The sequence below is a fragment of the Anabaena sp. UHCC 0253 genome, assembly GCF_009712085.1.
GTDB lineage: Bacteria > Cyanobacteriota > Cyanobacteriia > Cyanobacteriales > Nostocaceae > Dolichospermum.
The window spans coordinates 288,482-313,606 of record NZ_VILD01000007.1 but is presented as its reverse complement, the minus strand read 5'-3'; the positions used below and the strand labels follow the sequence as shown (position 1 = coordinate 313,606).

The 25,125-nt window shown below is 37.4% G+C and carries 30 protein-coding genes and 2 pseudogenes; 25 read left to right on the top strand and 7 right to left on the bottom strand.

Going from position 1 to position 25,125, the window contains the following annotated elements; all coding sequences use genetic code 11:
• The first annotated feature begins 8 nt into the window (after positions 1 to 8).
• From psbP to FJR38_RS19790, 6 genes are all read left to right on the top strand, one after another.
• Positions 9 to 554 (top strand): photosystem II reaction center PsbP, encoded by a 546-nt coding sequence (gene psbP, locus FJR38_RS19815; protein ID WP_168538933.1) that lies wholly within the window; start codon positions 9 to 11, stop codon positions 552 to 554.
• Positions 555 to 629: 75 nt separating this feature from the next.
• The gene (locus FJR38_RS19810) at positions 630 to 1,223 is read left to right on the top strand and encodes a nucleoside triphosphate pyrophosphatase (RefSeq protein WP_168538931.1); all 594 of its coding nucleotides are present in this window, start codon (positions 630 to 632) and stop codon (positions 1,221 to 1,223) included.
• Positions 1,224 to 1,359: 136 nt separating this feature from the next.
• Positions 1,360 to 2,088, top strand: coding sequence for a phycocyanobilin:ferredoxin oxidoreductase (locus tag FJR38_RS19805; protein WP_168538929.1), 729 nt, complete (start codon positions 1,360 to 1,362; stop codon positions 2,086 to 2,088).
• A 781-nt stretch (positions 2,089 to 2,869) separates the two neighbouring features.
• Positions 2,870 to 4,288, top strand: coding sequence for an HlyD family efflux transporter periplasmic adaptor subunit (locus FJR38_RS19800; RefSeq protein ID WP_168538927.1), 1,419 nt, complete (start codon positions 2,870 to 2,872; stop codon positions 4,286 to 4,288).
• Between the two features lie 65 nt (positions 4,289 to 4,353).
• Positions 4,354 to 5,508 carry an ABC transporter permease DevC gene (gene devC, locus FJR38_RS19795; protein ID WP_168538925.1) on the top strand — a complete coding sequence of 385 codons (1,155 nt, stop codon included), beginning with the start codon at positions 4,354 to 4,356 and terminating at the stop codon, positions 5,506 to 5,508.
• 90 nt (positions 5,509 to 5,598) lie between these two features.
• Positions 5,599 to 6,318 carry a DevA family ABC transporter ATP-binding protein gene (locus tag FJR38_RS19790; protein ID WP_168490715.1) on the top strand — a complete coding sequence of 240 codons (720 nt, stop codon included), beginning with the start codon at positions 5,599 to 5,601 and terminating at the stop codon, positions 6,316 to 6,318.
• Between the two features lie 90 nt (positions 6,319 to 6,408).
• On the opposite strand, the gene FJR38_RS19785 is transcribed toward FJR38_RS19790, so the two are convergent.
• On the bottom strand, positions 6,409 to 7,194 hold the full coding sequence (locus FJR38_RS19785) for a hypothetical protein (RefSeq protein WP_174764058.1): 786 nt from the start codon (positions 7,192 to 7,194) through the stop codon (positions 6,409 to 6,411).
• 102 nt (positions 7,195 to 7,296) lie between these two features.
• On the opposite strand from FJR38_RS19785, the gene FJR38_RS19780 reads away from it, so the two are divergent.
• From FJR38_RS19780 to FJR38_RS19770, 3 genes are all read left to right on the top strand, one after another.
• Positions 7,297 to 8,112, top strand: coding sequence for an HAD-IIB family hydrolase (locus FJR38_RS19780; protein WP_168538923.1), 816 nt, complete (start codon positions 7,297 to 7,299; stop codon positions 8,110 to 8,112).
• A gap of 471 nt (positions 8,113 to 8,583) precedes the next feature.
• Positions 8,584 to 8,931 carry a Mo-dependent nitrogenase C-terminal domain-containing protein gene (locus FJR38_RS19775; protein ID WP_168538921.1) on the top strand — a complete coding sequence of 116 codons (348 nt, stop codon included), beginning with the start codon at positions 8,584 to 8,586 and terminating at the stop codon, positions 8,929 to 8,931.
• Between the two features lie 23 nt (positions 8,932 to 8,954).
• Positions 8,955 to 9,227, top strand: coding sequence for a cupin domain-containing protein (locus FJR38_RS19770; RefSeq protein ID WP_168538919.1), 273 nt, complete (start codon positions 8,955 to 8,957; stop codon positions 9,225 to 9,227).
• A gap of 62 nt (positions 9,228 to 9,289) precedes the next feature.
• Here the strand turns inward: FJR38_RS19770 and FJR38_RS19765 are convergent, their stop codons facing one another.
• The 4 genes and pseudogenes from FJR38_RS19765 to FJR38_RS19750 all read right to left on the bottom strand — a co-directional run bounded on the left by FJR38_RS19765 (position 9,290) and on the right by FJR38_RS19750 (position 11,370).
• Positions 9,290 to 9,430, bottom strand: coding sequence for a hypothetical protein (locus tag FJR38_RS19765; RefSeq protein ID WP_168538917.1), 141 nt, complete (start codon positions 9,428 to 9,430; stop codon positions 9,290 to 9,292).
• A 66-nt stretch (positions 9,431 to 9,496) separates the two neighbouring features.
• Positions 9,497 to 9,928 carry an NUDIX hydrolase gene (locus tag FJR38_RS19760; protein WP_168538915.1) on the bottom strand — a complete coding sequence of 144 codons (432 nt, stop codon included), beginning with the start codon at positions 9,926 to 9,928 and terminating at the stop codon, positions 9,497 to 9,499.
• Between the two features lie 8 nt (positions 9,929 to 9,936).
• Entirely contained in the window at positions 9,937 to 10,389 is a 453-nt protein-coding gene (locus FJR38_RS19755; RefSeq protein WP_168538913.1) for a DUF3531 family protein, read from the bottom strand.
• Positions 10,390 to 10,441: 52 nt separating this feature from the next.
• Positions 10,442 to 11,370, bottom strand: a pseudogene (locus FJR38_RS19750) (Sll0314/Alr1548 family TPR repeat-containing protein).
• Positions 11,371 to 11,491: 121 nt separating this feature from the next.
• On the opposite strand from FJR38_RS19750, the gene FJR38_RS19745 reads away from it, so the two are divergent.
• The 10 genes and pseudogenes from FJR38_RS19745 to FJR38_RS19700 all read left to right on the top strand — a co-directional run bounded on the left by FJR38_RS19745 (position 11,492) and on the right by FJR38_RS19700 (position 22,089).
• Positions 11,492 to 12,184, top strand: coding sequence for an ABC transporter ATP-binding protein (locus FJR38_RS19745; protein ID WP_254445171.1), 693 nt, complete (start codon positions 11,492 to 11,494; stop codon positions 12,182 to 12,184).
• Between the two features lie 26 nt (positions 12,185 to 12,210).
• Complete coding sequence (gene rsmG / locus FJR38_RS19740; protein WP_168538911.1) at positions 12,211 to 12,966, top strand: 16S rRNA (guanine(527)-N(7))-methyltransferase RsmG; 756 nt, start codon at positions 12,211 to 12,213, stop codon at positions 12,964 to 12,966.
• Positions 12,967 to 13,146: 180 nt separating this feature from the next.
• Complete coding sequence (locus tag FJR38_RS19735) at positions 13,147 to 14,196, top strand: bifunctional riboflavin kinase/FAD synthetase (protein WP_168538909.1); 1,050 nt, start codon at positions 13,147 to 13,149, stop codon at positions 14,194 to 14,196.
• Between the two features lie 179 nt (positions 14,197 to 14,375).
• Complete coding sequence (locus FJR38_RS19730) at positions 14,376 to 15,284, top strand: MoxR family ATPase (protein WP_168538907.1); 909 nt, start codon at positions 14,376 to 14,378, stop codon at positions 15,282 to 15,284.
• Positions 15,285 to 15,399: 115 nt separating this feature from the next.
• On the top strand, positions 15,400 to 16,818 hold the full coding sequence (locus tag FJR38_RS19725; protein WP_168538905.1) for an AAA family ATPase: 1,419 nt from the start codon (positions 15,400 to 15,402) through the stop codon (positions 16,816 to 16,818).
• The gene (locus tag FJR38_RS19720; protein WP_168538903.1) at positions 16,815 to 17,402 is read left to right on the top strand and encodes a hypothetical protein; all 588 of its coding nucleotides are present in this window, start codon (positions 16,815 to 16,817) and stop codon (positions 17,400 to 17,402) included. Before FJR38_RS19725 ends, FJR38_RS19720 begins: the two co-directional genes overlap by 4 nt.
• 131 nt (positions 17,403 to 17,533) lie before the next feature.
• Positions 17,534 to 18,073: a cytochrome C gene (locus FJR38_RS19715; protein ID WP_168538993.1), complete on the top strand. Its 540-nt coding sequence runs from the start codon at positions 17,534 to 17,536 to the stop codon at positions 18,071 to 18,073.
• A 416-nt stretch (positions 18,074 to 18,489) separates the two neighbouring features.
• Positions 18,490 to 21,283 (top strand): annotated as a pseudogene (secA, locus tag FJR38_RS19710) (preprotein translocase subunit SecA).
• Between the two features lie 142 nt (positions 21,284 to 21,425).
• Entirely contained in the window at positions 21,426 to 21,677 is a 252-nt protein-coding gene (locus FJR38_RS19705) for a type II toxin-antitoxin system Phd/YefM family antitoxin (RefSeq protein ID WP_168538901.1), read from the top strand.
• The gene (locus FJR38_RS19700) at positions 21,670 to 22,089 is read left to right on the top strand and encodes a putative toxin-antitoxin system toxin component, PIN family (RefSeq protein WP_168538991.1); all 420 of its coding nucleotides are present in this window, start codon (positions 21,670 to 21,672) and stop codon (positions 22,087 to 22,089) included. The genes FJR38_RS19705 and FJR38_RS19700 overlap by 8 nt, the downstream gene beginning before the upstream one ends.
• A 44-nt stretch (positions 22,090 to 22,133) precedes the next feature.
• Here FJR38_RS19700 and FJR38_RS19695 read toward each other — a convergent pair whose 3' ends face one another.
• Positions 22,134 to 22,463, bottom strand: a complete 330-nt coding sequence (locus FJR38_RS19695) for a type II toxin-antitoxin system PemK/MazF family toxin (protein ID WP_168538899.1) — start codon at positions 22,461 to 22,463, stop codon at positions 22,134 to 22,136.
• Positions 22,451 to 22,711 carry an AbrB/MazE/SpoVT family DNA-binding domain-containing protein gene (locus FJR38_RS19690; RefSeq protein WP_168538897.1) on the bottom strand — a complete coding sequence of 87 codons (261 nt, stop codon included), beginning with the start codon at positions 22,709 to 22,711 and terminating at the stop codon, positions 22,451 to 22,453. The genes FJR38_RS19695 and FJR38_RS19690 overlap by 13 nt, the downstream gene beginning before the upstream one ends.
• Positions 22,712 to 22,865: 154 nt before the next feature.
• Between FJR38_RS19690 and FJR38_RS19685 the strand changes: the two genes are divergently transcribed.
• From FJR38_RS19685 to FJR38_RS19660, 6 genes are all read left to right on the top strand, one after another.
• On the top strand, positions 22,866 to 23,246 hold the full coding sequence (locus tag FJR38_RS19685; RefSeq protein WP_371418248.1) for a type II toxin-antitoxin system RelE/ParE family toxin: 381 nt from the start codon (positions 22,866 to 22,868) through the stop codon (positions 23,244 to 23,246).
• A 17-nt stretch (positions 23,247 to 23,263) separates the two neighbouring features.
• Positions 23,264 to 23,581: a helix-turn-helix domain-containing protein gene (locus FJR38_RS19680; protein WP_168538895.1), complete on the top strand. Its 318-nt coding sequence runs from the start codon at positions 23,264 to 23,266 to the stop codon at positions 23,579 to 23,581.
• A 39-nt stretch (positions 23,582 to 23,620) separates the two neighbouring features.
• Positions 23,621 to 23,824 (top strand): hypothetical protein, encoded by a 204-nt coding sequence (locus tag FJR38_RS19675; protein ID WP_168538893.1) that lies wholly within the window; start codon positions 23,621 to 23,623, stop codon positions 23,822 to 23,824.
• 31 nt (positions 23,825 to 23,855) lie between these two features.
• Entirely contained in the window at positions 23,856 to 24,092 is a 237-nt protein-coding gene (locus FJR38_RS19670) for a UPF0175 family protein (RefSeq protein WP_168538891.1), read from the top strand.
• Positions 24,093 to 24,190: 98 nt separating this feature from the next.
• The gene (locus FJR38_RS19665) at positions 24,191 to 24,526 is read left to right on the top strand and encodes a low molecular weight protein tyrosine phosphatase family protein (RefSeq protein WP_168538889.1); all 336 of its coding nucleotides are present in this window, start codon (positions 24,191 to 24,193) and stop codon (positions 24,524 to 24,526) included.
• 88 nt (positions 24,527 to 24,614) lie between these two features.
• Positions 24,615 to 25,079, top strand: a complete 465-nt coding sequence (locus FJR38_RS19660) for a hypothetical protein (RefSeq protein WP_168538887.1) — start codon at positions 24,615 to 24,617, stop codon at positions 25,077 to 25,079.
• The last annotated feature ends 46 nt before the right edge of the window (positions 25,080 to 25,125 follow it).

Genomic DNA, 25,125 nt, shown 5'->3' with positions numbered 1-25,125 from the left:
TTTGAAAAATGTGGAAACGAATTACTTTAATCTTGTTACTGGTATTGAGCTTCAGCCTAAGTAGTCCTAGTGTAGCTGCTGCGGCTGGACTAAAAAGCTTTGTTGATAGTGCTGATGGTTATCAGTTTGCTTATCCTAACGGTTGGTTACAAGTTAAAGTTGCCGATGGTCCAGATGTGGTATTTCACGATTTAATTGAAGTATCAGAAAATGTCTCTGTGGTGATTAGTCCTGTTCCCGAAGGTAAAACTTTACCAGAATTGGGAACACCTACAGAAGTTGGTTATAAATTAGGTAAGGCGGCTCTTGCTCCTGTAGATTCTGGCCGTACTGCTGAATTGATCAACGCTGCTCAAAAGGAAGTAGATGGTAAAATATACTACTTGCTAGAATATGAAGTTAAACTTCCTAATAACCAAGAAAGACACAATATATCTAGTGTAGCTGTGAGCCGTGGTAAGCTTTTTACCTTTAATGCTTCTGTACCTCAAAGACGATGGAAAAAACTGCAACGCATGATTGATGAAGTCGTTAGTTCTTTCTCCGTCTATTAATTAAGTAAGTGGGGATTGGGGACTGGGAACAGAGTTTTTTGGTGAGCAATTACCTATTACCCGATATTTTTGATTATGACTATTCCTCAATTTGTACTCGCTTCTGCTTCTCCAGCGCGTCGTCGTTTGCTGCAAACTGTGGGTATTGAAGCAATAATTTGTCCTAGTGATTTTGATGAATCACAAATACAATTAAATGAACCAGGGGAATTAGTAAAAACTTTGGCTCAGTGTAAAGCCGAAACTGTAATTTCTCAATTTCCATCGGCTTTGGTAATGGGTTGTGATTCTGTTTTGGCTATGGATGGCGAAATTTATGGTAAACCTGGAAATGCGAATGAAGCGATCGCACGTTGGCAATTAATGCAAGGTAATTTTGGTGACTTGTATACAGGCCATGTTTTGATTGATACTACTAAAAATCAGACTCTAGTTAAATGTCAAGTTACTAGGGTTTATTTTGCCAAGATGAGCGATCGCGCAATTCAAGCTTATGTAGCTACAGGTGAACCCCTCCAATGTGCTGGAGCATTTGCTATTGAAGGGTTTGGGAGTTTATTTGTGGAAAAAATCGCAGGTTGTCATAGCAACGTCATTGGGTTGAGTTTACCCTTATTGCGCCAGATGATAGGGGAATTAGGATATGAAGTTACAGATTTTTGGAAATAATCTATCCTGCTGATTGTTTTGATCTAAAAAATTACTTTTCAATCACAATTTTCAGTTAACCAATTACTATTTCCAAACACAACAGAATAGTACAGATAGTTGTAAACTAAACAATAAATTGTATTTTCCCAATATTATGTCTTCTACACCTTCCCTGCGTGAACAACAGCATCCCCTAATTTGTCAACTAGCTGATTGCATTGAAGCAGTTTGGCATAAACACCTAGACTTATCACCTTACAATTTGCCAGCGGAATTGGGATATGTGGAAGGGAGATTAGAAGGAGAAAAACTGATTATAGAAAATCGCTGTTTTCAAAGTACCCAGTTTCGCAAAATGCACTTAGAACTGGCCAGAGTGGGGAATATGTTGGATATTCTGCACTGTGTGATGTTTCCCCGTCCAGAATATGATATACCCATGTTTGGCTGTGATTTAGTCGGAGGTAGAGGTCAAATTAGTGCTGCTATCGCTGATCTTTCTCCTGTCAACTTAGAGCGGATTTTACCAGATGGTTATAATTCTGCTTTGAGTAATTTAACCAAGTTTAATTTTTCCCAACCCCGTGAATTACCAGAATGGGGAAACATCTTTTCTGATTTTTGTCTCTTCATTCGTCCTGCTTCCTCAGAAGAAGAAACAATGTTTCTCGCACAGGTTCAATCATTTTTAGAAATACATTGTACACAAGCGATCGCATCCAGTCCAGTTGCACCAGAAAAAGTAGCCTCAATTAGAGCCGGACAATACAATTACTGTAGCAAACAGCAACAAAATGATAAAACCCGTCGAGTCCTAGAAAAGGCATTTGGTATAGATTGGGCAGAAAATTATATGACTACAGTTTTATTTGACTTACCATAATTACTGGTGGAACTTCAGAAAAGTTCCCCGCAAATCATGACATATTCTGATTACTAAAAAGCAGCTACATTTTTGATACACCATCAAAAATAAAAAGCTGCTATTACTATATCTGTAAGCTGCGTTACGTTTTCTCTCAACTGATAAATGTAGAATTTACATGAAGTAATCACCACCGATACTTTCCTAAGAGAGAACTAACGTTAATTACCCAAATTGCCAAGCTAATTTACCTATCCCCTGCGATATGCTCATTTGTCAACTTTAAACTTTCTTAATTTTCCTGATCAAAAGTAATCAATTAACCGGATATTTTAAAAATTGCTAGGAATGTACACAAAACTCTCAAATTCCTCTCAATCAACCATAAGCATGGGAGTTGGAAACTGTTATTTATTACTCAGATAAATCAAGGTGAAACTTGATATAGATTAGCTTTATCACTACCAGAAACTATCAATTATCATCCTTTTTACCCATCTCCTCAATCATGAAATGGGAAATATTGATTATTGATGATTGATTCAATTTGCCAATTTTAGACCAGGTGGACTTGAGACAAAAATTTTCATTTCAGTAGACAACATCGAAGCAAATTTTAAATTAGGGATTTTGGATTGAATAATTCAAAGTCTTCAATTTACACACTTATTTCCATACTCACCCGCCTTATCACTGAGTCCTAATTTAAAGACTCAGGGTGATTAATTCCACTACAGCTAATTTACTTTTTTAGTTTTTTAGTTTTATCACCAAAATTCAGATAAATAGGTCACATATCATGTCAAGGGTGAATGAACAGTCAAAATTTAAAGAAAAGTCACTTGAACAACCTAAAATTTGGTTGAGTATTGCCGTAGCCCTACCAGTAGCGATCGCTGCCGGGTTACTAGCTACAGCCAGAATGGAACAATTGAAAAAACTGACTTCTGCTGTATCCATAGCACCAGTTCCTAATACTGTTACTGCCATAGGACGCTTAGAACCAAAAGGAGAAGTAATTAAACTTTCTGCCCCAGCAGGGTTATCAGGCAGTTCACGAGTCCAACAACTTTTAGTTAGAGAAGGACAACGAGTTCAGCAAGGGCAAGTTGTAGCTATTTTAGATAGTCGAGACACTAGCATGGCAGTTCTCGAAGAAGCCAAAGCCAGACTTCAAGAATCCCGCGCCAATTTAGCCCAAGTCAGCGCCGGTCCACCAAGAGACGCTCAAGCCCAAAGATTTATTGTTGCTCGATTACAAGCCCAGTTAGCGGGAGAAAAAGAAGCTCAACAAGCGACAATTAGCAGAATTGCCGCCCAGTTAAGTGGTGAAAAAGTTGCCCAGCAAGCAACAGTCAACCGCTTAGAAGCAGAACTAGTAGGGCAACGAGGTTCTTTAAAAGCTAACATGGAGCGCATTCGAGCCGAACAACGCAATGCTCAAGTAGATTATGGACGCTATGAATTTTTATACAGTCAAGGTGCTATTTCTCAACAAGAACGCGATCGCCGGAGACTAAGTGCAGTCACAACAAATCAACAATTAATAGAAAGTCAAGCCAGTTTAAAACGGGCAATAGAAACCATCCAACAACAAGTTTCTGAAGCTAGAGCAACTCAAATTCAAACCCTCGCTACCTTGCAGCAGCAATTAATTGAAGCTACAGCCAACCGTAACAAAACTATCAGCACATTACAAAGACAAATAGATGAAGAAAGAGAGAGATTAAGCAGAATATTAGTAGTTAGTCCCTTAAATATTCAAGTAGCTCAATCCCAAGTTACTAATGCACTTGCCATAGTCAGAAAAGCTCAAGCAGAACTTCAACAAAGCTATGTCAAAGCACCTAGTTCTGGTGAAATATTAAAAATTCACACCAAATCAGGTGAAATAATGAGTGCCAATGGTATTGCCGAAATTGGCCAAACTGATCAAATGTTTGTAGTTGCAGAAGTTCCTGAAGATAGCATTAGTAAAATCCGTTTAGGTCAAACAGCTACTATCTCTAGTCATAACGGCGCATTTGATGGTGAATTAAAAGGCATAATTACGGAAATCGGTAGAAAAATTGGTAAGAAAGATGTCCTCAATAACGATCCAGCCGCAGATATTGATGCCAGAGTTATCGAAGTAAAAATTGCCCTATCTCCAGAATTTAACAAGCGAGTTTCAGGTTTAACTAATGCAAAAGTTACAGTAGAAATTAATTCCAATTAATTTCCTGTTGTCCTGACAAATATTGATGTTCAACTATTTAGTATCAAGATTCAAAAGGCTAGAACATGACAGGAAAAATACCTTTATCTTGGCTACAACTGACAAGAGAAAAAACTCGCCTAGCGGTAGCTTTGTCAGGTATTGCTTTTGCTGATATTTTAATGTTCATGCAGCTCGGTTTTCGAGATGCTCTCTATTACAGTAACGTTAGAATGCACACCAGTTTAGTAGGTGACGTAGTTTTAATTAACAGTCAATCTAATGCTGTGCTGTCAATGAAAAGCTTTTCTCAACGACGCTTATATAAAGCCTTGGATTTACCAAGTGTTCAATCAGTACATCCTCTTTATTTAGACTATACAAGTTGGAGCAATCCCGTCACAGGTCGTCCCAGAAATATCTTAATTTTTGGGATGAATCCAGAAGTTAATTTATTTGATTTACCTGGAGTTGAGGAAAATCTTAATAAACTCAAACTTCCTGATGTCGTTTTATATGACCGTTCTTCTAGGGTAGAATATGGACCTATTGCTGATACTTTCAATGAAGGTAAAATTGTTACAGCCGAAGTGCGAAGAAGACGAATTAAGGTAGCTGGTTTATTTACTTTAGGTGCATCTTTTGGTGCAGATGGAAATTTAATTACCAGTGATGTTAACTTTTTACGAATTTTTAATAACCGTCAACCGGGATTAATTGATATTGGCATCATTAAACTAAAACCAGGTGCAGATTCCATTCAAGTAGCTCAACAATTGCGGAGTTATCTGCCTACAGATATCAATGTTTTAACCAAAGAAGAATTTATTGCATTTGAAAGAAATTATTGGGCAAGTAGTACGGCTATTGGCTTTATTTTTACGTTAGGAACAATTATGGGTTTTATTGTAGGAACTGTAATTGTTTATCAAATTCTGTATACAGAAGTCAATGATCATTTATCTGAATATGCTACTCTCAAAGCCATAGGTTATACTCAAAACTATTTACTAACAGTGATTCTTCAAGAAGCTTTTTTATTAGCTGTTGTTGGATATTTACCTGGATTTGCCTGCGCTCTTGTTCTTTACAATGTTGCTAGAGATGCTACACTTTTGCCCATATTTATGAGTTATAATCGCGCCATTATGGTAATCATGTTAACTATTTTAATGTGCTTTATTTCGGGAATGATTGCTATTCGTAAATTAAGCTCTGCCGATCCAGCAGATATTTTTTAATAGTTTGATTTATAACATATTCTTTCAACTTTCTTTCCTACCTCCTAAATGGGCGCAGACCCTGCGCCCCTACCTCCTAACTTCTTAATTATGATCAACAAAGAACCTGTAATTTCTATTAAAAATATTAATCACTACTATGGTAGAGGAACTCTGAGAAAACAGATTTTATTTGATATTAGTTTGGAAATCTATGCTGGTGAAATTGTGATTATGACGGGACCATCAGGTTCAGGGAAAACAACATTATTGAGTTTAATTGGTGGATTAAGATCGGTACAAGATGGCAGTCTCAAATTTTTAGGCGAAGAACTATGTGGTGCTAGTCAAAGTAAACTAGTACATATGCGACGAAATATTGGTTACATTTTCCAAGCTCACAATTTATTAGGTTTTTTAACTGCTAGACAAAATGTGCAAATGGCCGTGGAATTAAATAATAGTATTTCCCAATCAGCAGCTATTTCTCAGTCAGAAGCAATGTTAACATCTGTAGGCTTGCAAGAACGCGTTAATTACTATCCAGATAACTTATCTGGTGGACAAAAACAAAGAATAGCGATCGCTCGCGCACTAGTCAACCATCCCCCCTTAGTCTTAGCAGATGAACCAACAGCCGCTTTAGACAAACAATCAGGAAGAGATGTCGTAGAAATCATGCAGCGTCTAGCTAAAGAACAAGGAACTGCTATTTTATTAGTAACCCATGATAACCGGATTTTAGATATTGCCGATCGCATTGTAGAAATGGAAGATGGTCTTCTTACCCGTGATGCTCAAAATATAACCCCAAAGTCCCCAAACAAATAATCACAACTCGTTATCTATTTGAGCTTGGTAATTAGTAATAGGTAATTGGTGAGTAAATTTCTGTTTTCATCCTCTAAAATACGAATTTGCTTACTGCCGTCTTGTCGCCACAGGGGTTTGACGACTAGTTCTAAATGTCACATTAACTCCTTCATTTGACTGTTCCAGTACCAGCAAAGGAGTTGGTTTAGCCTTTTGATCCCAGTGCATATAAACAATCCGACCTTGAATAGTGGGTTGCCAGGTATCATCTTCTTCTCTAGGACTCAGATAAGTTTCTATACAATCAATGATTTGGCTGATAGTAGCCGAAGTCGCTTGAGTTGGTAACTTCATTAACCGAATTTGCACTCGGAATAACACCCGCTTAACAATGTTTGGTGCTACACCGGTTTCATGTTCAACATCGAACGTTTCATCTACCTGTTTACCAGTGCTACTAGCAACCCCTACTGCACCTTGGCTAGATTGACTAGGACGCAATGCTTGAGAGATCTTATCTTTAACCTTGAGTTTAATTTGATTAACCAGCGCAAAATGGAATACCTCCTCTGACATCCGCATTCGTAGATAATCGAGGTTAAAATCCCGTGAGTGAACTAAATCCGGATTAGTTTCCATTTTGCGAATAGTTTCTAAAGCTAACTTCAGTTTTTTCTCTAATTCGCGCGTGCGGAATTTTTCAAACTTCAGTTTTTTCTCATCCTTTTTGATCAAAATTTTGCCATACACAACTAAAGCAACTAGAGCTATAAGCAGTCCTCCACTCGCAAAGAGTAGTAAAGGTGGACTTTGGGACTCATTAGCGGGTACGACTTTATTTGTTTTTATTGTCTTTGACCCAGAAGATTGAGCCAGAAAAATTGTACTGACCATAATTTACAACCTGAAACCATTAACTCTGATGTTTAGGATGCCCCAATCTTGCCTAGTAATGTACTGTGTTATAAATATTTTTTACACTGTCCTGATAATTTTATGTACAGACCCATTAGTGACTTTGGCAAGCATCTCATAAATATACAGCAGTTGTCTGATAGAACATCTACGCATTTATACCAAATTTGCCTTTTAGCCACAGACATGGATGGGACATTGACTAAGTATGGCAAATTTACATCTAAACTGCTAGATACTTTAGAGAATTTAGCAGCAGTGAAAGTTCCGGTACTAATTGTCACTGGACGTTCCGCTGGGTGGGTAAGTGCCATCAGTAGCTTAATGCCCATTGTCGGTGCTATAGCTGAAAACGGCGGTTTGTTTTATCCATCAAGTAATTCTGAGCCTGTAACATTAACACCTATTGCTGATTTAACCAGCCATAGAGAACATTTAGCTAGAACCTTTGCCAACTTACAAACGTATTTTCCACAAATCCAAGAATCTGCTGATAATCGGTTTCGAGTCACTGACTGGACATTTGATCTTACTTCATTGACAACCGATGAACTCAAAAATATAGGTAATCTTTGCGAACAGATGGGTTGGGGATTCACTTACAGTAATGTACAGTGTCATATTAAACCCCAAGGACAAGATAAGGCGATCGGTTTGTTAAAGGTATTACGTCAATATTTTCCTACATACTTCCCAGAACAGGTGATCACTGTCGGTGATAGTCCTAATGATGAAAGTTTATTTAACCACCGTTATTTCCCTATTTCCGTAGGTGTGGCTAATATACGAGAATACGCAACTCAGTTACAACATCAACCTACTTATATCACTACAGCAGCAGAAGGAGATGGATTTTGCGAATTATGTAGTTATATTTTGCAAAGCTGTCAGCATTAAGAAAAAACCATTGATAGCAAAGAAAGAATATTACATTACTAACTAGCAAGATTCGACTCAAAAGCTGGTGGAATCTGCTTTTTTGATACTGCTTTGTGGCAAATCTCGATCATGTCCTCTTGGAATCGAGATTAAGTAACTTATATAACATTTTTATTGATCTTTGATCACCTAAAATTAATTGTCATCGTTTCCTAATGCTTGGTTTCTAAACCATGACTGGAGGCTTTTTATATGAGATTACTATATGAAATATCAGGAATCTATAAGCTGAGGCTATACCATTTTTATATTTTCTTTGTTATTTTGTATTTAACAGGACAGTTATTTCACATAAAGCCAGTTTAAATAAAAATTAGTTCAACTACTTTACCGTTACTCAAGTCCAGGACAAATTGTAGAAATAAGTTGTAGTATAAACTGCCAACTTAGCAAAATTTTCTCAAAATCGTCAACACAGGATTTACAGTCATGCTAAAAACAAATAGTCAGCCGATAATTCTCCATACTTTCATTAACCAAATTGCAGAAAACCATCAAGTTAGATCAGTTAGAACTAAGTTTGATTTATTAAGAAAAGTACGTCAATGGTTTGACGCGATCGAAGTTGATAATCCTGAATTTGCTAAATTTATTGCTAAATTAATTCCTGCCCAATGTCCTTTTGAACGTGATATCGTCATTTTCGGTCGAAAAATTGCCCACATTCCCCCCTTATGCAAATTCAACCCACTATATGAGCAGTTTGTGGGCTTGCGTTTTCGGGCATTATGTTATTTAGTAGATGAGTGTGGAGAAGATATTCAATCTTACTACTAAAATACAACTCTATTAAATGTCACATGGAAATTCAAGTCGCATATCAAGCTAGTCAAGTACATCTCAATGAGTTAGGTGTATTCAAATGGCCGATTTGGCAAAAAGAAATATCCACATTCCCTTGGACTTACACAGAACAAGAAACTTGCTATTTTTTAGAGGGTAATGTTATTGTTACTCCTGATGACGGAGAATCAGTTCACATGGGTAAGGGAGACTTAGTAACTTTTCCGGCTGGGATGTCTTGTACATGGGAAATTACTAGCGAAGTAACTAAACATTATTGCTTTAATTAATAATTCTGCAATCCAAATAACCTATCTTTAAAAATGTAAAATTGGTGTTATCTGGAAATGCACTATGAAAGTATGAATCCTAAAATATCTTCTACAACTAAATTAATTTCGGGAAAGGATGGGATTAACAATTTCTCTCCTCGATTTATTGCTTGGATGTCGCTATAAACATCTTCACCAAGATAGCGATCAACAATAATCACTTGTTCATAAATATCAACTAACCAATGCTACTATAGCAATCCTATGGAGAATTGCTATATTTTGATTTACAAATAATCAAAGAATATTTCGGGAACTAATCTTAATTCACCAGATTGAAATTTGGATATATCTATCCATAAGGCGCGATGTTGACGTTCTGGTGTTTCTGAAAAAGTTAAACTTTCAATTTGATAAAATTTAGGATCTGCAAAATCGCATTCATAGAGTTGAATTATTTCATGCCCTTGTTTACCATTAAAAGTAAATAGGTTTTCAATACAATTCAAATAGCGAACATTGGTTAATTCAGCTTGAATTTCTTCTTGGAATTCTCTAGCTAAGGCTATACGGCTAGTTTCGCCAAATTCTACGCCACCACCTAAAGCTCGATAAAAGATTGATTGTTTGGTAGGATCATAACCTTCTGAAACAAATATTCTATTACCATCGCGAATTAGTGCGAGAACAATTACCCGAATTTTACCTTCTTTATTCATGGTTGCAATTAATTATCGTAAATTGAAGAGGGGCGACTTTCACTATCTTCTATCGGCCAATCTGGATTTTCGCCACCAATATATAGTTCTTCAATAGTGACATATTCTTCTGTTAGTTGAGTTAGGGCGTTGATGAGAATGTCTAAGGCGATCGCATCACTTGTCCCTAAATCAAACCAACAACGCGCCCATTCTCCTTCGTATTCAAATTCACCCATGTTGTGCATCAAAGCTAGTAAGCTTTTATCATAACCTTTGGCATCATAATCCATGTAGCTGATATCAAGTCCTGTATCTTGGATTTGCAGATTTTCGGCATTAAATGCACCCAATTTACCTAGATAAAACCAGGAATTAAAGACTTCTTCTACATATTGTTTTTCCTGTTTTGAGGGAATGGTACTGAATTTCAACCAAATCCAAGCATCAAAAGGATTGAACTCGCGGAATTGAATTTGCATTTTTGTAATTGGTAATAGATAGAACCAGTAGTTTTCAACAACTGACTAATGACTACTGACTAATGACAGCATAAGCTTGATTGCGTTCATGTTCAATTTGTTTAACTAAATTGGCAGGAAGTTGGGATTTTTGGTTAATGCTTTGTCAAAATGAGATATCGCTTCCTTAATTAAATTCTGACTTTTTTCCTTTTTACCCTTTGCATGGAGAATTTGGGCTTTAAGATAATAAAGTTCTGGATTGTCAGCAGTGGTTTTTAAAGAACGATTGACATAATCTAAAGCCGGAGGGTATTGTTTCAAATCCCGATATGCGATCGCAATACCTCTATCCACCAAATAACTAGGGGCGGCGTTTTTCTGTAATCGTTGAATGACATCATCAGGACTAGAAAAAGGCAAATTCACAGCTAACATTAAATCCATATAGCCGCGAATTAAGTTTAATTCTGGATCATTAGCAGAAATGCTTTCGGCTTTGTCAAGATACATATAGACTTTTCGTAGCCGACTAAAGGCTTGAGATGCACCGTTTACAGTTCCTTCCCGTCTCAGAATTACCGCCCCTTCTAAAAAATGACCAACAGAACTGTATAAATTACCACGTAATGGGTCAATAGCAATGAGATTTTGTGCAGTTTCCAGGGTTTTTTTGCTGTTTTTGTCTAAACTAGTCCAATCTCCATTTTGATATGCTAAAGAAGCTTGGATTGCATAAATTAAAGGTTCATTGGGTTCGCTAGAGATAGCTTTTTGGAGATAATCTTTAGCTACGGGGTAATTTCCCTGCTGAAAAATCGCCTTAAAAGCGGCTTCTGTGCGATCGCCAATATTATGAGGATTTCGACTCCGAAACGGATCACCCGCAAAGGACGGATTTACCAAAAGATTTAAAAGTATTGACGTAGTAACCGTCACCTTTAAAAATGCAGGAACTCGACTGAATCTCATGAATGGAGACATAAAAAACTGTTTAAACATGATCATCCTCAGAATAATTACTGTTGAAATTGTTGTATCTATTACCTAGAATGCAAAAATAGTCAACGATAAATTACGTTTATTTCCAGCAGAATTTTCCATAACTTGGTAATCTTAACAAATGCTCTATCTCAAAAATCTAACTTATCACCCCACAGCCTGTCCCCAAGCAATTCTCCAATCCATTAATTTAGAATTACCACCCCAAAAACTGGGTTTAATAATTGGTCCTAGCGGTTCAGGTAAAAGCACCTTATTAGAAATTTTATCTGGATTAGCTGAACCCACATCTGGTGGAGTTTTCTGGAGAGAACAGGGACTCATAGCCGAACAATTACAACAACTAGCAGGTTTAGTATTTCAATTTCCAGAAAGGCACTTTTGTGGTGGTACAATTTTAGAAGAATTGCGTTTAGGACATCCAGAATTAGGAACAGAACAAGTTAAACAAGCATTAATAGAAGTTGGATTAGAGCATTTATCTTTGTCTACACCACCCCATGCTTTAAGCGGTGGACAACAACGGCGTTTAGCTTTAGCAGTGCAATTAATTCGTCAACCAAATTTATTATTATTAGATGAACCTACAGCAGGCTTAGACTGGTCAATGCGTCGCCAACTGGTAAATTTATTAGCCAAACTCAAAAAAGATTGGACATTATTAGTTGTAACACATGATGCTGGTGATATGTTACCGATAGCGGATTATTGTTGGAGACTAGATCATGGTGTCTTAAAATCAGGAGTCGTAGGGGCGCAGGGCCTGCGCCCATTAATGAGTGAGTCAGAAAGTAAATTAACCAATTACCCATAAAAACGTCAAAAATTTATTAAATACCAATGGATATAGAATCTTTACCTATAAACAGTTTGCCAGACATAGGGGAAATATGGCAAAAAACTCTGAATTGGCAACCTACAAATTTACAACAAAATCAATTTCAACAACTTTATCAATTAATCATTACTGGAAATCGTCAACTAAATTTAACTCGCATTACTGAACCGGACGAATTTTGGGAAAAACATCTTTGGGATTCTTTGCGGGGAATTGCACCAAAACAACAATTTATTCCCGGAATTGAAAAGGGTAAACGGATAATTGATATTGGTACAGGTGCAGGTTTTCCTGGTATCCCCATTTCTCTAGTTTTCCCGGATTCTCAAGTTACGCTTTTAGATTCTACACGCAAAAAAATTACTTTTATTGAGGAAATTTTATCTACACTTGCTCTCAGTAATACTCAAACTCTCCTGGGAAGAGCAGAAGAAATTGGTCAAGAAAATAAACACAGACAACATTATGATCTAGCTGTAATTCGGGCAGTAAGTAATGTTTCGGTTTGTGCTGAATATAGTTTACCTTTAGTGAAAAAAGGTGGTTTAGTAGTAATTTATCGTGGTAATTGGACAGAAGCAGAAAATCAAAGTTTAGAAGATGCTGTGATCCAATTGGGTGGAGTAATTGAATTAATTGAAGAATTTTCCACTCCATTAAGTAATAGCATTCGTCATTGTCTTTATTTACGAAAAGTAGCTAATACACCAATTAGTTTTCCCCGTGCAGTTGGGATACCTACTCAAAAACCAATTTAATTTTTCATTGTGCTATCAATCATCAATCCCTATAAACGCTAGAGTCACAAGGTTAATTAACGGATTCCTTGATTTTAGATTAGATTGGTGATTAGAGAGCTAACAGCGTGAGAGCATCAACATCGTTATCGAGTAGCTAAACGCTAATAGCAATAATAAACCTAAAATCCCAAAATCCAAGTGTTAAATTTGTCTCAAAATGGGTGTTCTGTATGGGTTGCTTCTTCGACAGAAGGGCTACTGACACCGACTGCTGTTGCTCTTGGCAAATTTGATGGTGTTCATCTTGGTCATCAAAGAGTAATTCAGCCAGTATTGCAGTCTGCATGGGGTGGAGAGAAGTGGAGAGATGGGGAGAAAGTAGTAGAAGATTTATCCTTTCCGTCTACCAACCTACCACGCCCCTACCCAACCGTTGTCACCTTTGATCCTCATCCCCAGGAGTTTTTTACCGGACAACCCCGGACTTTGTTAACACCACTGGATGAAAAAGTTCAACAATTGCGATCGCTTGGGGTAGAGCAATTGGTATTATTACCCTTTGATAGAGAACTATCAGCCCTCACTCCTGAAGAATTTGTAGATAAAATCCTTGTCGAACAACTGCAATGTCAACAAATTAGCGTTGGACAGGATTTTTGTTTTGGACAAAAGCGCATGGGTACTGCTCAAGATTTGCAAATCCTCGCAGGCAAATACAATATACCCGTTACCATAGTCCCTATAAAAACTGATACAGACAACTTAGCCGCCACAGATGATACTCGCATCAGTACCTCATTAATCCGGGACAATTTGGAAGCAGGTGATATCCAAAAAGCAAATCGCCTCTTGGGAAGACCTTATACCCTTACAGGCGTAGTAGTAGCAGGTCAAAAACTAGGTAGAACCATCGGCTTCCCTACCGCTAACATCCAACTACCAAAAGACAAATTTTTACCTCGTCATGGGGTTTATGCGATCGCCGCCACCATTCATAACCAAACACCAGATATCCCTCCCACTCAGCAATTAGGAGTAATGAATATCGGCAACCGTCCCACAGTTAACGGTATAGATACCCGTGTAGAAGTACATCTATTAGACTGGTCTGGTGATTTATACGGAAAAAATTTAGTAGTACAGCTAGTCAAATTTTTGCGCCCCGAACAGAAATTTGACTCCTTAGCAGCCCTGAAAAACCAAATTCAACTTGACTGTACAGCAGCTCAAGAAATTTTTAACTCCTAATGTTGGATTAGTAATCTTCAGTGGGAATACTGTAGGAAAGGATAAAGTATTAAATAAGTTTTTGAGTAGGGGTTGAGTATTGCACTTTACCCCCTACAGAAGTGCAGAATAACTTTTCTGGTTTCTCACATCCTTTTTTATACTCCATAACTACTTTTATATTTCCCCCCTGGTACTGCATGAGAGAAAAAATTGACGCTTTAACACAAAATTTGGCTCGTACCATCGTTGGTAAACACGAAGCCATCCGCTTAGTTATAGTAGCTTTACTGGGTGGTGGTCATGCTTTACTAGAAGATGTCCCTGGTGTCGGTAAAACCCTCCTCGCTAAATCTCTAGCCCGTTCTGTAGATGGCAGATTTCAACGGCTACAATGTACCCCTGACTTACTCCCTACAGATATCACTGGTACAAATATTTGGAATCCCAAAAGCGGCGAATTTACATTTCTCCCCGGTCCCATATTTGCTAACGTCCTCCTAGCTGACGAAATTAACCGCGCCACACCCCGTACCCAGTCAGCTTTGCTGGAAGTGATGGAAGAACATCAGGTAACTGTTGATGGTGTCTCCCGTCTAGTTCCCCAGCCCTTCTTTGTGATTGCTACCCAAAACCCCATTGAGTACCAAGGGACATTTCCTCTTCCAGAAGCACAAATGGATCGGTTTATGCTGTCTTTAAGTTTGGGCTATCCTTCTGAATCCGACGAATTACAAATGCTGCAAAATCTGCAAGTAGGTTTTAAAGTAGCTGACTTACAACCTTGTATTACTTTAGAAGAAGTCCAAGCATTACGCCAAGCTTGTTCCCAAGTTAAGGTAGAAGCATCTTTGCAACAATACATTTTAGAATTGGTGCGAACAACCAGACAAGATGAAGAAATCACTCTCGGTGTGAGTCCTCGTGGTACGGTGGCGTTACAAAAAGCTACTCAAGCTTTAGCTTTTATTTTAGGTAGAGAATATGCTCTTCCCGATGATATCAAGTTTCTTGCACCTCACATTCTTTGTCATCGTCTCATTCCCAGAGGGGGACGAAATGCCAAAACTATAGTTGATCGGATATTGCGATCTGTGCCTATTCCTTAAAGGTGACAAGTGACAGGTGACAGGTGACAGAAGTAAAAGTTTGTTTTTGTATGGTCACATCTTGCACCTGTTACAACTATAATAAATTTATTGGCTGAAAAGAGAGTTTCTAATCATGCAGAAAATTATTATTAAAAATTTCGCTGCTATTGAATATGCAGAGATTGAAATTAAAAGAGTATTAGTTTTAATTGGTGAACAAGCAAGCGGTAAAAGCACAATTGCCAAGCTAATTTACTTTTTTCAATCACTAAGAGATGATTTATTTAGTCAAATTTATCAGGATACACAAAAGGATTATTTTGATATTACTTCTGACCTTATATTCCCTATAAGAGAAAAATTTTACGATTTTTTCGGTTCTACATTTCATTTGCCTGATTTTGAAATAGAATTTTATTATAGTGTTGAAAATGATAAATATTTAAAATTAAGCCTTGATCATCGGAAAAAACTTTATGCTGAATTTTTGAATCAAAATTTTTTGAATGAAGATTTTAAATCTTCCGCGAGTAGGATGAAAAAGCTGTTTCAACATGGACTAAATACAAATAATATCTATGATCAATTGACTTATGACCAAAATAAAATTTACTATGCTAAAAAACTTTCTATATTATTAAATGAATTATTTGAAAGCTATCATACAGATCAATTATTTGTAATTGCTGGTAGAAATGCGACAGTAAGTTATTCTGATTTATTTGGCAAATATTTATTTGCAAGTCTTCAGAACAGTGTAGAGGGAAATAGAAAAAAATCGTTTCAACAGAAGGAACAAACCATAGATGAAACCTTAATGTTAAAATTTATAGAAAGAGTTGGAAAAATTACAGAGCAATTCAAGAAATTTGGCAATGGCAATTTTGAGGGATTAATTGAAACTTATGAAGAAGACGAAAATATAAAACAAAAATTATATGGAATAAAAAACCGAATATATGAAATCCTCAAAGGTGAATACAGGATTGATAATTGGGGAGAAAAAATTGTATTTAATACTCAAAAAGGAGAGTATGTTCATATTGCTAATGCTTCATCAGGACAGCAAGAGTCTATTAGGATTTTACAAGATATTTTCCTGAATATTCTAAATGATGCCAAGGTATTAAGAATAATAGAAGAACCAGAAGCACATTTATTTCCTGTTGCCCAAAAGCGACTGATTGAGTTATTATCTTTCATGGTTAATAAAAATGATGATAATCAACTTATAATTACCACTCATAGTCCTTATGTTCTCACCGTTTTTAATAATTTACTCTTTGCAAACAGAGTGGTTGAAAAAAATCATTCAGCAGAATCAGAAGTCACAGAAATAATCCCTAAAGACTCTTGGTTAAAAGCTAATGATTTTTCCGCGTATTCATTAGGTAATCAATCTAATCCAGAAACAACGAATTATTGTGAACCTATTTTTAATCAAGAAAAAGGTACTATTCAACAAAATTATTTGGATACTGTTTCCGAAATTTTGGGTGGTGATTTTCAGACTTTGTACAGTATCCACGCTAGAACTTTTGCAAGAAGATGAGCAAAATTGACGATATTAAAGAACTTCTATTAAATGCTTTTGTTAATTTTGCTGATGTTCTAGAAATTGAATTTAGATCAGAATTTTCAGTAATAGACCATGGAGGACAATGTTTTATTATTGTCAGTATTCAGTTGGATGATGAATTTACTATTAGACTAAATGGTGTTGACACTGTTAGAAGTGGCTTTGAACCCACTAAATTATTTAATATCAGCAATGCTAAAATAGTCGGTTTTATCCCTATTGACGGAAAAAAGGGACTTTTAGGATTTGGTGATTCTCATTGTGATTTTATATTTTTTGATGAAACAGATTTTTGTTTTGTAGAGTTCAAGCTAAATGCAACAAGTCCGAGAAAAGTCAACAAGAATAGGGTAGATGCTATTGGACAATTAAAAAATACTATTGGTTTATTCGATAAGAAGTTAGCTAAAAACTATGCAGGGTTAAATTTAGAAGCTTATGTTTGTACTCCTGAATTTTACCCAAGATTCAATGCAAGTTGGCAAGAATTAGCGCAAGATTTTTTAGAGGAAAATGGTATTCTACTTTTTGAAAGAAATGATAAAACCTGCAAATAGATAACACATTATGCAACAAATTTTTATAAAATCTGTCTAAATACAAAGTGTATACAAAATTACTTAATAACTACGCCTGTACTTTAGTAGACACAAGAAAATATAATATATATGCTAAAGCTGCTAAATATATGTCAAATCTGGTTAAAAGTAAATCATCCCACCGCCGACTAAAACGCCAACTGCTTATTGTCATGCTGGTGATTTTCACTTGGAGTGTGGCTATTGGTTGGTTATTGGGATTTGCTACTAGCGCCCACGGCGCAAATCCTGCCACTCCAGTTGGTACTGTTGATGTCGTACCGGCACAATACCAACTAGGACAACAACTGTATTTAGAAAACTGCTCATCTTGTCATATAGCCTTACCACCGGCTGTGTTTCCCACTCAAACTTGGAAAAACCTTCTGGAAGACTCCCAGCACTATGGCGCACAAATTCAGCCTCTAGGGAAGTTTCAAAATCTTCTAGTATCAAGATATCTGTTCACCTTTTCCCGTGTGCAACTGCAAGAAGAATCAACACCCTATCGCCTCAAGGACTCCCGTTACTTCCGGGCTTTACATCCTGGTGTACAATTCCCTAATCCTGTAAATATGGGTAGTTGTGTTAGTTGTCATATTGGTGCAGAAAAATATGACTTCCGCAGCCTCAAGCCAGAGTGGGAGTAGGGGCAGGGGGCAGAGGAGCGGGGGGGCAGGGAGCAGGGGAGCAGGGAGCAGGGAGCAGGGGAGCAGGGGAGCAGGGGAGCAGGGGAGCAGGGGGCAGGGAGCAAGGGAGCAGGGGAGCAGGGAGCAGGAAAAATAATTCTTACCAATCACCAATCACCAATCACCATTGACAACTGACAACTGACAACTGACCATTGACAACTGACAAAATGATACGATGAAGTAGTTTCAATATTAAGATAATAATTAAAACCTATCATTATATAAAGGCGACTGGTTTGTTTTTATTCGGTTTTTGAGTTAATTCTCATTTTTCACCCATCCATAAGCAAAATGGGTGGGTTAGATTAAACGTCTATAATCATATAGCCAAAGCTTTAATCTCCATCCTCCTTGATTTAGTTCTATAAACTGCCATGCTAAAACTTTTGTTGGGCGATCCCAACGCTCGTAAACTTAAAAAATACCAACCTTACATTACAGAAATTAACCTCTTAGAGGAAGACATTCAGCCGCTTTCTGATGAACAGTTAAAGGGTAAAACCACTGAGTTTAGGCAGCGACTGGCTAATGGTGAAACACTAGATGATATTTTGCCAGAAGCTTTTGCTGTCGTCCGGGAATCAGGTCGGCGTGTCTTAGGGTTGCGACATTTTGATGTGCAACTACTAGGTGGAGTAATTCTGCACGCTGGGCAAATTGCGGAAATGAAAACTGGTGAGGGAAAAACTTTGGTAGCTACTCTACCGAGTTATTTAAATGCCCTGACTGGTAAGGGTGTCCACGTTATTACCGTTAATGATTACCTGGCGCGTCGAGATGCGGAATGGATGGGTCAGGTACATCGCTTTTTAGGGTTGAGTGTGGGGTTAATTCAGTCCACTATGACCCCGACAGAACGAAAGAAAAACTATGACTGTGATATTACTTACGTTACTAACAGTGAAATAGGTTTTGATTATCTGCGGGATAATATGTCCACGTCAATGGCTGAGGTGGTGCAACGCCCGTTTAATTACTGTGTTATTGATGAAGTAGATTCGATTTTAGTTGATGAAGCCCGGACTCCGCTGATTATTTCTGGTCAGGTGGAAAGACCGACAGAAAAGTACCTACAAGCGGCGGAAATTGCCTTTACTCTCCAAAATGAGGAGCATTATGAGGTTAATGAAAAGGATCGTAACGTTTTATTGACAGATGAAGGGTTTGCAGAGTCGGAAAATCTGTTGGGTGTAACAGATTTGTTTGACCCGGAAGACCCTTGGGCGCATTTTGTCTTTAATGCGATTAAAGCTAAGGAGTTATTCCTGAAAGATGTAAATTATATTGTCCGCAATGATGAAGTTGTGATTGTGGATGAATTTACAGGTCGGGTATTACCAGGACGACGGTGGAGTGATGGATTACACCAGGCAATTGAAGCCAAGGAACACGTAGAAATTCAGCCAGAAACCCAAACTTTGGCGACAATCACCTATCAAAACCTGTTTTTGCTGTATCCCAAATTGGGGGGGAATGACGGGAACTGCAAAGACGGAAGAGGTGGAGTTTGAGAAGATTTATAAACTAGAAGTGACGATTATTCCCACTAACCGAATTAGAAAACGGGAAGACTTGTCTGATATGGTCTTTAAGACTGAACCTGGTAAATGGAGAGCGATCGCTAGAGAATGTGCAGAAATGCACGAAAATGGTAGACCTGTGTTAGTGGGTACAACCAGTGTCGAAAAATCGGAACTTCTCAGTCGCCTTCTCAAAGAAATGGAGATTCCCCACGAATTACTCAACGCCCGACCCGAAAACGTGGAACGGGAAGCAGAAATTATTGCCCAAGCTGGACGGAAGGGGGCTGTAACTATTGCTACTAACATGGCGGGAAGAGGTACGGATATTATCCTTGGTGGTAACTCCGAGTATATGGCGCGGTTAAAACTACGGGAATACTTTATGCCCCGCATTGTTAGCCCAGAAGATGAAGATAGCTTTGGTATGCAAAGGGCTTCTGGTCTACCTATGGCTGGTAGCGGTGGTGGTCAAGGTTTTGTTCCTGGGAAAAAGGTAAAAACTTGGCGGGCTTCTCCAGAAATTTTCCCTACCAACTTAACAAAAGAGACGGAACAGCTTTTAAAAGACGCTGTAGAAGTGGCTGTAAAAGCTTATGGCGATCGCAGTTTACCAGAATTGGAAGCAGAAGAAAAGGTAGCTGTGGCGGCTGAAAAAGCCCCTACTGACGACCCTGTAATTCAGAAATTGCGGGAAGCTTACCAGCAGATTAAGCATGAGTATGAAGAGTTCACCAGCACTGAACATGATGATGTAGTGAATCGAGGCGGTTTGCACGTGATTGGTACAGAACGCCATGAGTCACGGCGGATTGATAACCAATTACGCGGACGGGCAGGAAGACAAGGCGACCCAGGAACCACAAGATTTTTCCTCAGTTTAGAGGATAACCTATTACGGATCTTTGGGGGCGATCGCGTTGCCGGCTTGATGAATGCCTTCCAAGTAGAGGAAGATATGCCTATTGAGTCGGGAATGTTAACCCGCAGCTTAGAAGGCGCACAGAAGAAGGTAGAAACCTATTACTACGACATCCGGAAACAGGTGTTTGAGTATGACGAAGTGATGAATAATCAACGTCGGGCTATCTATGCGGAACGTCGCCGCGTTTTGGAAGGTCAAGACCTCAAGGAACAGGTAATTAAATACGCTGAAAAAACGATGGACGACATCGTTGATTATTATATCAACCCTGATTTACCTTCGGAAGAATGGGAATTAGACAAGTTGGTGGATAAAGTCAAGGAGTTTGTTTATCTGTTGGCTGATATGCAGTCTAGCCAGTTAGAGGATATGGGAGTTGTGGAAATTAAAGCTTTCCTCCATGAACAAGCGCGGATTGCTTATGATATGAAGGAAGCGCAAATTGATCAATTCCAACCGGGATTAATGCGTCAAGCGGAACGGTTCTTTATTCTCCAACGCATAGATACTCTGTGGCGCGAACACTTGCAACAAATGGATGCTTTGCGTGAGTCGGTAGGCTTGCGTGGTTATGGTCAAAAGGACCCGCTGATTGAGTATAAGAGTGAGGGTTATGAGTTGTTCTTGGATATGATGGTGAATATCCGCCGTGATGTGGTTTATTCGCTATTTATGTTCCAGCCTCAACCCCAGCAGACTGTGCAGACTTCAGAGATGGTTTAAGAGTTTTTTTCACGCAGAGACGCAGAGGCGCAAGAGAGGCGTTTTCTGCGTCTTTTGTTTTATGAGGAATGAACCACGAAGACACGAAGAGCGCGAAGGAAGAAAGAGATATGAGTTAAAATAGGAGGAAAGGGAGTTTTTTATGATTTATCTTTCTGCTAGTGAGGTAAAACGGAATTTTGCAGAGTTTTTAGATCAAGCTCAGAAAGAACCTGTTACTATTCAGGGTAAAAATGAAGATTTGGTGGTTGTGCTTTCTGTGGTTGAATATCAAAGACTTAAAGGTTTGTTGAAAAGGGAGTTTCAGGAATTTTGTGATCAGGTTGGGAAAGAGGCTGAAGCTAAGGGAATGACTGAAGAAAAGCTTAATGAGATTCTTAACAGTGATGAATGAGTTAAGAATTGTTATTGATACTAATTGTTTTGTGAGTCGGCTATTAACTCCTAACTCGACTGCTGCTCAAGCTGTTTGTAAGGCTGTTGATAATCATTGTATTCTTGTGTCTTCAGGAACATTAGCAGAACTTGAAAAGGTTTTTTCCAGAAAAAAGTTTGATTCTTATGTAAGTTATGAAAATCGGCAAACGTTTATTTTATATTTAAAAAATATTTCTGAGATGGTTGATATTGTGACATCTGTACAAGCGTGTCGAGATCCAAAAGATGATAAATTTCTCTCTCTTGCTATTTCTGGAAATGCTGATCTGATTATTACAGGAGATGAGGATTTATTGATTCTGAATCCTTATGAAAATATTTCTATTATTTCACCAAGTGATTTTTTAAGAATTTATGAATCTGATTAAATTACTCTGACAGTGTTTGCTAAGTTTTTGTTTTATGCAATCAATTATTCAGCGAACATTTCAGCTAAGATATCAAGCACTGCTTTTTGTTCTTCTGCACTAATTTGACCTAGAAATTTGACTAATCGAGTTTTATCTACTGTGCGAATTTGGTCAAGTACAATTTGTCCTTCTTTTCCTTGAAATTGACAGGTTACTCTTGTGGGGTATGGTTGCCCTTTTGTTGTCATTGGTGCAACAATTACGGTGCAAAGATGATGGTTGATTTCGTGGGGTGAGATTATTAAACAAGGGCGTGTTTTTTTAATTTCACTGCCAATGGTAGGGTCAAGATTAACTAGAAAAACATCAAATCTGTTAACTACCATTGCCATTCTGTTTCATCCCATTCTGTTGTATTGATGTCATCTAATAAGATATCATCGCCTTTTTCTGCCATTTCTATAAATGCTTGTTCCCAACCTCTTCTTACTTGTTTAACTGGGTGAATAATGAAATGATTTCCTTGAACTTCTATTTCTACTTCTGAAGTAATTCCGCTTTGTTCTAACAGTGTTTTAGGAATAAAAACACCTTGCGAATCTCCGATTTTGACTATTTGGATTTTAACAGCTTTGCCCATTGTATGTGATTTGGGGATAGGGTGGTGTTTACATCGTAATTACAAAAATGTGAATGGTCAACTATGAAATGCTCGCTTAAAGCCACAAAAATTTATAACCAAAAGACTTTTTACTACAGTCCTGATAAAATATGCTAAATTTAGCATATAAAGGGTGCAAGTAAGGCAATTGGAAACAGAACAGATAAAACCCCTGGAATGGGTAGGAAGTTCCCTCGAAGACCTAAAAGAGTTTCCTGAAGATGTAAAAGGGGAAATAGGATACGCTCTGTATTTAGCTCAAGTTGGTGATAAACATCCTCATACCAAACCTTTGAAGGGATTTAAAGGAGCGAGTGTATTAGAGGTTGTAGAGGATTTTGATGGAGACACCTATCGAGCTATTTATACTGTGAAACTACCAAAAGCAGTTTATGTTCTTCATATTTTTCAGAAAAAATCAAAACATGGTATTGCTACACCCAAGCAAGACATTGACTTAATTGAAGCAAGACTTGAAAGAGCAAAACAGCATTATAAACAAGTTTATCAGTAAGAGAAAAGGAAATAATCATGACAGAAAAGATTGAAATCAAAACCAGTAGCGGTAATGTATTTGCTGATTTAGGTTTACCTAACCCAGAGGAAATGCTAGTAAAAGCAGAACTAGCACGCAAAATTAGTAATGCTATTACCGCACGTCATATCACCCAAGCTGAAGCTGCTGAATTATTAGGAATTGATCAGCCAAAAGTTTCTGCTTTAATGAGAGGAAGACTTACAGGTTTTTCGCTAGAAAGAATGTTTAAATTTCTGAATACTTTGGGAATTGATGTAGAAATTACAGTTAAACCTAAATCGAGAGATGATGCACGGATAACTGTAGTTTAATTTGTACTAATTCAAATTCAAAATTCAAGGAAGAAATTTATGACCACATCTATTTCTGACCAAATTATTGAACAATTAAAAATAATGCCTCAAGACTTGCAATATCAAGTCCTGGAATTTGCCCGCAGTTTGACAAATTCAAAAATTAAAGGTGTTCCCGGTAAAGAATTACTAAAGTTTGCAGGTTCAATACCCAAAGAAGATTTACAGCTAATGTGTGAAGCAATAAAACAAGATTGTTAATTTATTCACATCAAGTATTTTTTTACAGCTTATGAATTCCATTAATTTACAATTATCATCTGATTTAATTAACGAAGGTGAGCAAGCTATTCGTCAAGAAATTGCTTTACAATTGTATGATCAAAATATCTTTACTTTTGGTCAAGCGCGACGTTTAGCTAATTTGTCTATTTGGGAATTTCAGCAACTTTTAGGAAACAGGAAAATTGAACGATATTATACTGAAGTTGATTTATTGGAAGATGTCAAAAGTATTACTAAATTCTAACTAATTGATCTAGCATTTCCTAGTTGGTGAAGTACAAAATTATCTGCGTTGATCTGCGTCCATCTGCGTTTAATTATTACAGTTTGTACCTTATATAAATGAAAAAGCTATTATTCCTCTGTAGTCAAAATAGACTGCGTAGCCCCACCGCTGAAGCTGTATTCTGTGAATATCCAGGACTAGAAGTAGAATCCGCAGGTTTAGACAGAACCGCCGAAAACCGAGTTTCTACAGAAGCGATCGCATGGGCTGATATAATCTTTGTAATGGAACAATCCCATAAAAGTAAGCTATCTAAAAACTTTCAACCCTTTCTTAAAAATAAAAGAATTATTTGTCTAGATATACCTGATGAATATGAATATATGCAAGCAGAATTAATTGAATTGTTAAAGCATAAAGTTTTTCCATTATTGGGAACTATCTCCTCTTGAATCAAATATCTGTTAATTTATTTATAGGCTTATGGCTAAAGCCACGCTTACGCTATCAGCAAGCCCTAATTAAAGGAGAATTTACATCATGAATAAATTATTAGACCAAACTCTGTCCAATGAACTTGCTAAAACCATCAAAAGTAAAGCAAAAAAACCTTTTCATAATGCTTATAAAGCAGTTTTAGTCACAGAGGGAGCAAAGTATGTCCAAGGCTTTTTAGTATTTGTAGGTCAGCCATATAAACCAGTTGAACATGGTTGGATTGAAGTTAATGATGTGATTATTGATCCGACACTGCCTTATCTACAAAAAAATCCCCAGGAATTTTATTATTTTCCTGCTCAAAGTCTAAGTGCCAAAAAGGTGAAAGCTATTGTTGAAGAATCTAAAGAAGACTATCCAGAAGATGATCCTCTACCTATTTATGGTGAAGCCCCCTATGATTATTATGGTGATGTCATGTTAGGTGGTCAAGAATATTTGATAGCCTATCAAGCCGCAGAAGCAAAATGTCAAGAAATCAATGGATTAAATTCTGAAAAAAATTAATTTAGTATTCAGCTATAGCAGAGTTCACCGAATCTAAAACCTGTAA